Source organism: Ralstonia sp. RL, from assembly GCF_001683835.1.
GTDB classification, from domain to species: domain Bacteria; phylum Pseudomonadota; class Gammaproteobacteria; order Burkholderiales; family Burkholderiaceae; genus Ralstonia; species Ralstonia mannitolilytica.
In genome coordinates this window covers 1-5,314 of sequence record NZ_LWRX01000062.1, presented here as the reverse complement: position 1 = coordinate 5,314, position 5,314 = coordinate 1, and the positions used below count along the sequence as shown (strand labels likewise).

The window sequence follows — 5,314 nt, the reverse complement described above, 5'->3', positions numbered from 1 at the left end:
GCCGCGGATGCGGTTGGCGCCGGACCAGGTGGCGACCCAGACGTCGCCGTTGGACGCCTTCAGCACGCCGTAGACGAAGGCGTCGCCCAGGCCGTCGGGAATGTTGAAGTTCTCCCACTTGTCCTGTTCCTGGTCGTACAGCGACATGCCGCCGCCGTAGGTGCCGACCATGATTTTCCCGTCCAGCTTGCTGATGTGGAAAATGCCGTTGGAGAGCAGGCCGTTGCGCGAGTCGAACAGGCGGTATTCGTCGGTGGCGGTGTCGTAGCGCACCACGCCGCCGGAGGTGCCGACCCAGACGATCTTCCCGTCCATCAGGATGGATTTGACGTTGCGGTTGCCGACACGGAAATGCGTGTAGCGGGCATTCGGATCGATCTGCACCTTGCCGGCCTGCGGCGGACCGCTCTGCGCCGCCACCTGCTGCACGCCGCCCGGCGCGCCGTGGCTGGCCGGCGCCTGCGCGCCCGGCTTGAGCGGTCCGGCGGAGAGCTGGGGCACGGACGGCGGGACCGGCTGCGCCGCATGCCGCGTGCCGAAATAATAGGCGCCCGCGACCAGACCCGCGACGCCGACGATGCCGGCGACCGCCGAAGTAACTTTATTCAATTGCACTCTTGTTCTCCTATTTAGTTTGGCCCAGGTGCGCGACACCGCGCTTGGTGCCGGCCCAGATGTCGCCGTTGGGCGCCACCGCCAATGCGTAGACGTTGTTGTCGAGCAGTCCGGTGCGGGCATCGACGCTCTTCCAGGTCTTGCCGTCATAGCGCGTCACGCCGCCGTTGGTGCCGAACCAGAACACGCCCCTGGCATCCTGCACGATGCTGTACACGATGTCGCCGGCCAGGCCGTCCTTGACCGTGTAGTTGCGCCACTTCTTGCCGTCGAAATGGGCGACGCCGCCGCCCCAGGTGCCGGCCCAGACGGTCTGGTCCTGCGCGACCGCGATGGCGAACACATAGTTCGGGTTATAGGTGGGCGAGCCGTCCTCCGAGCGCAGGCCGAGGTCGTGGCGCGAACGCGTGCCCAGGCCGGTGTTGGGGCTGGCCAGCAGCTTCTTTTCATTGACCGCGCCGAGGCCGTCCTTGTGGGTCCAGGATTTCCAGGTCTTGCCGTCGAACATGGAGACGCCGCCCTCGGTGCCGAACCACACGCGGTCCTGCGCATCGACGTCGATGCCGTACACCCATTCGTTGATCAGTTCCTTCACATAGGTGCGGAACTTCAGCGTCTTCAGATCGACCACGTTGACGCCGGCCCAGGTGCCGATCCAGAAATCGCCGTTCTTCTGGTTGGCGAAGGAATACACCCAGTAGTCGGCCAGGCCGTGCATCGGGAAGAAGGTCTTCCACTTGCCATCCTTGTAGCGCGACACGCCGCCGGCGTTGGTGCCGAACCACTTGTAGCCTTCGCGGTCGATGCCGATGGCGAACACGTATTCGTTGGCCAGGCCGCTGTTGCGGGTGAAGGTGTTGCGCAGCTTGCCGCTGGCGGCGTCGATCTCGTGCACGCCGGCCGAGGTGCCGACCCACAGCGCGCCGGTCTTCGGCTCCATCGTGAGCGCGCGCACATAGACGTTGTCGCCGACGCCGAAGGTCTCGATCACCTTCGGCTGCGGCGCATTGTCCTGGGCGGCGGCGCTGCCGGCGAATGCGGAGAAAAGAGCGGGCAACAGCAGTTTATACAAACGCATCAATGCAAAGTCCTTACGTAAGCGATGACATCCATGATGTCGCGGTCAGACAGAATCCCCTGATAGGCGGGCATGGCGTTCCGGCCGGCGCGGATCGAAGCCAGCAGCGTGAAGTCGGGCTTGAGCATGCCCTCGCCGCGCGCCAGGTTGGGCGCGCCGGGCATCACGCTCTGGCCGGTCGGTCCGTGGCAGACCGAGCAGTTCCGGTCGTACAGTTCGCGCCCCTTGATATGATCCGCCGCGTACACGCCGCTGCTGAAGCCGGCCGCGAGCAGGGCCACGGCGATGGTCGCCAGCACCAGCGATGCGCGCGACAGTTTCTCGATATTGGCTTTGCCGATTCTCATTTTCAGGATCATTTCGCCCCCTGCTCCGCCTTGGCCTGCGCCTTTTCTTTCGCATACAGCTCGTCGGCCTTGGCCTTCCACTGCGCGGCCAGCGCGGGGTCGGGCGTGGCGCCCAGGGTGCCGCTCTTGTACATCTCGACCAGCACGATCACGGCCGGCAGATAATCCTTCTGCGCGGCGCGCATGATGTACCCGCGCGCCTGCTCGTCGTCGCGCTTGACGCCCTCGCCCTTGCCGTACATCAGACCCAGGCCGAGTTCGCCGGCCGCGTTGCCCTGCTCGGCCGCCTTGCGGTACCAGTTCACCGCTTCCGCATCCTCTTCGGCCTTGTCGAGGATGTCGCCCAGGCGCGCCTGCGCCGGCGCATAGCCCTCGTTGGCCGCCTTGCGCCACAACTGCATCGACACCACCAGATTGCCGCGCGCGAATTCCTGTTCCGCCTGCTCGGCATCCTGCTGCGGACCGGCCTGCGCCGCCGGCGCCGCCAGGCCGATCAATGCGGCGGCCAGCGCGGCCCGCCTGCGATGTCTGCGATTTACGTTTGACATATTCCTCCCAGTTGCTTCTTCCCCGGCCGCCGCTCCGGGTGCGGCGCCTACACGCCGTCCGGAAGCAAACCGAGCGCCTCGAACTCTTCCAGCTTGCGATACAGGCTGGACAAGCCGATTCCCAGCTTTTGCGCGGCCGCGCGCCGGTCGCCGCCGGCGTCGGAAATCGCCTTGACGATCACCGCGCATTCGAAGCGGCGCACCTGCTCGCGCAGACCGTCGCCCGACGCCGGCACCTGGATGCCGGTCCTGGCCGGCGCGGTGCGTGCGATCTGCGGCGGCAGATCGCCGGTCGTGATGCGTCCCTCGTCGGCCAGGATCAATGCCCGGTCGACCACGTTTTCCATCTCGCGCACGTTGCCGGGCCAGTCGTACGACGCCAGGATCTCTTCCACTTCCGGATCGATGACGATCGGATGTCTGCTGTTCATCCGCTTCGCCCCACGCTGCAGCAAGAATCGCACCAGCCCCGGAATATCCTGCCGGCGCTCGCGCAGCGGCGGCGCGTGCACATGGAACACCGAGAGGCGGAAGTACAGGTCTTCGCGGAACTTTCCTTCCGCGACCATCTGCGGCAGGTCGCGGTTGGTGGCCGCGACGATGCGCACGTCGGCGCGCTTGGCCTGCTCGCTGCCGACCGGGCGCACGGTCTTTTCCTCGATCACGTGCAGCAGCTTGACCTGCAGCGCCAGCGGCAGCTCGCCGATCTCGTCGAGGAAAATGGTGCCCTTGTCGGCTTCCAGGAACAGGCCCTTGCGCGCCTTGTCGGCGCCGGTAAACGAGCCCTTCACATGGCCGAACAGCTCGCTCTCCATCAGGTTCTCGGGAATCGCGCCGCAGTTGACCGGGATGAAGGGGCCGTCGGCGCGCTGGCTGTTCTGGTGGATCTGGCGCGCGATCACGCCCTTGCCGGTGCCGGACTCGCCGGTCACCAGCACCGTGCTGTCGGTCGGCGCGACCTTGGCGATCAGGCGCTCCAGCTCGCGCATCGCCTGCGACGCAAAGGAGAACATCTCCTCGCGCGAGCCCATCACCAGGTTGCGCAGCACCTTGTTTTCCGACGACAGGCGGCGCATGTCGGACACCTTCATCAGGCGGTGCAGCACTTCCTCGTTGCGCACCGGCTTGATCATGTAGTCGGAGGCGCCGGCCTTGATCGCATCGATCGCGGTGTCGACCGAGGCATAGGCGGTCATCATGATGAAGCTGGTGTCGATGCCGGCGGCGCGCGCGCGGCGCACCAGTTCGATGCCGGTGAAGTCCGGCATCTTGATATCGCTGATGGCGACGTCGATGTCGCCTTTCGACAGCCGCTCCAGCGCCTCCGTGCCGTTGGCGGCCTGGCACACGCTGCAGCCGGAGCGCGACAGGTGCGCCGAGAGCACCTGCCTGATCGCCGGCTCGTCGTCGACGACCAGCACTTCCAAGGATTTGATGTTCATGTCAGTCAACTGATTTCTTTAATTGGGAAAAATGCACGCACCCGGGTGCCCGCGCCCGGCGTCGAGTCGATCTCGATGCTGCCCTCGTGCCGCTTCATGATCGAATAGCATAACGACAATCCGAGACCGGTGCCCTTGCCGGCCGGCTTGGTGGTGAAAAACGCGTCGAACGCCTGCGCCAGCACTTCCTTTTCCATGCCGGGGCCGTTGTCCTCGACCGTCATGCAGACCCGCCCGCCGTCGACGCGGGTGGACACGATGATGGTCGGCGGCCGGTCCATGACCGGCTCCAGCGCGTCCATCGCGTTGATCAAGAGGTTCATGATCAGCTGCGTCAGCTGGTCCGCCACGCCGTAGATCGCCGGCAGCTGGCTGTCCAGTTCCAGCCGCAGGTCGACGTGTCGCATGCGCTTGTCGTAGCGGATCAGGCTGCTGGTGCTGCGCAGCTGCGCATTGAGGTCGACGAACTGCGGCTCGGCCGGCTGCGGCGACGCGAAATCCGAGATCTCGCGCGTGATCGCCGACAGGCGCTGCGCCTGCTCCAGGATCAGGTCGGGGCGGCACTGCACGCACACTTCCTTGGCGCCGCAGATTCCCAGTCCTTCGGACTGGCGCAGCGCCATGTCCTGGGCGATGCCGGAGATGGCCGCGATCGGATTGCCGATCTCGTGCGCGACGCCGGCCGCCAGCGCGCCGATGGCCGCCATCTTCTCCTGGTGAAAATACTTCTGCCGCTCCAGCAGCAGCTCCTTCTCGCGCTTGTCGAGCGCGCTGGCCATGCCGTTGACCGCCATCATCAGCTGGCCGACCTCGTCATGGCGGCGCACCGGCAGCGGCGCGCCGCGATAGCCGTTGACGATGTCCAGCGCGCGCGCCTGCAGGTTGCGCAGGTCTTCGGTCAGCTGCCTGAAGAACAGGCCGATGCATACGCCGAGCAGGGCCAGCCCCATCATCCCCAGAAACAGCGCGGTCATGGTGACCGAATCGGTCTGCATGTGGTATCGCTCGGACATGCGCTCGCGCGCCTGCTGCGACTGCTCGGCCAGGTTGGTGTATTCGTTCTTGGTCTTGACCAGCTCCACGATCAGCTGGTTCATGGCGGCCTTGGACGGGTTGCCGCTGGCGGCGTCGAGCGCGGCGCCGACCGCGTCCAGGCTGACGTCGAGCGCCGGGATGCGCGCCTTCACCTCGTCGTGGCGCGCGCGCAGCGACTGGAAATGCATGCGGATACGCTGCATGCCGGCCTCGCGGTCGGGCGCGTCGAGGTTGGCGAACACCGCCATC

The 5,314-nt window shown here is 66.1% G+C and carries 5 protein-coding genes and 1 pseudogene; all 6 read right to left on the bottom strand.

Annotation, left to right across the window (positions count from 1 at the left end):
• Positions 1-615, bottom strand: a pseudogene (locus A6M56_RS07490) (ligand-binding sensor domain-containing protein); the annotation flags it as partial.
• Positions 616-625: 10 nt separating this feature from the next.
• The gene (locus tag A6M56_RS07485) at positions 626-1,693 is read right to left on the bottom strand and encodes a ligand-binding sensor domain-containing protein (RefSeq protein WP_286757949.1); all 1,068 of its coding nucleotides are present in this window, start codon (positions 1,691-1,693) and stop codon (positions 626-628) included.
• A complete protein-coding gene (locus tag A6M56_RS07480; protein ID WP_286757947.1) occupies positions 1,693-2,052 on the bottom strand; it encodes a c-type cytochrome in 360 nt (119 codons plus the stop codon). The genes A6M56_RS07485 and A6M56_RS07480 overlap by 1 nt, the downstream gene beginning before the upstream one ends.
• Positions 2,049-2,588, bottom strand: coding sequence for a tetratricopeptide repeat protein (locus tag A6M56_RS07475; protein ID WP_286757946.1), 540 nt, complete (start codon positions 2,586-2,588; stop codon positions 2,049-2,051). Before A6M56_RS07475 ends, A6M56_RS07480 begins: the two co-directional genes overlap by 4 nt.
• 47 nt (positions 2,589-2,635) lie before the next feature.
• A complete protein-coding gene (locus tag A6M56_RS07470; RefSeq protein WP_286757945.1) occupies positions 2,636-4,030 on the bottom strand; it encodes a sigma-54-dependent transcriptional regulator in 1,395 nt (464 codons plus the stop codon).
• A gap of 5 nt (positions 4,031-4,035) precedes the next feature.
• The coding region (locus tag A6M56_RS07465; protein WP_286757944.1) for a sensor histidine kinase at positions 4,036-5,314 on the bottom strand (1,279 nt) is incomplete at its 5' end.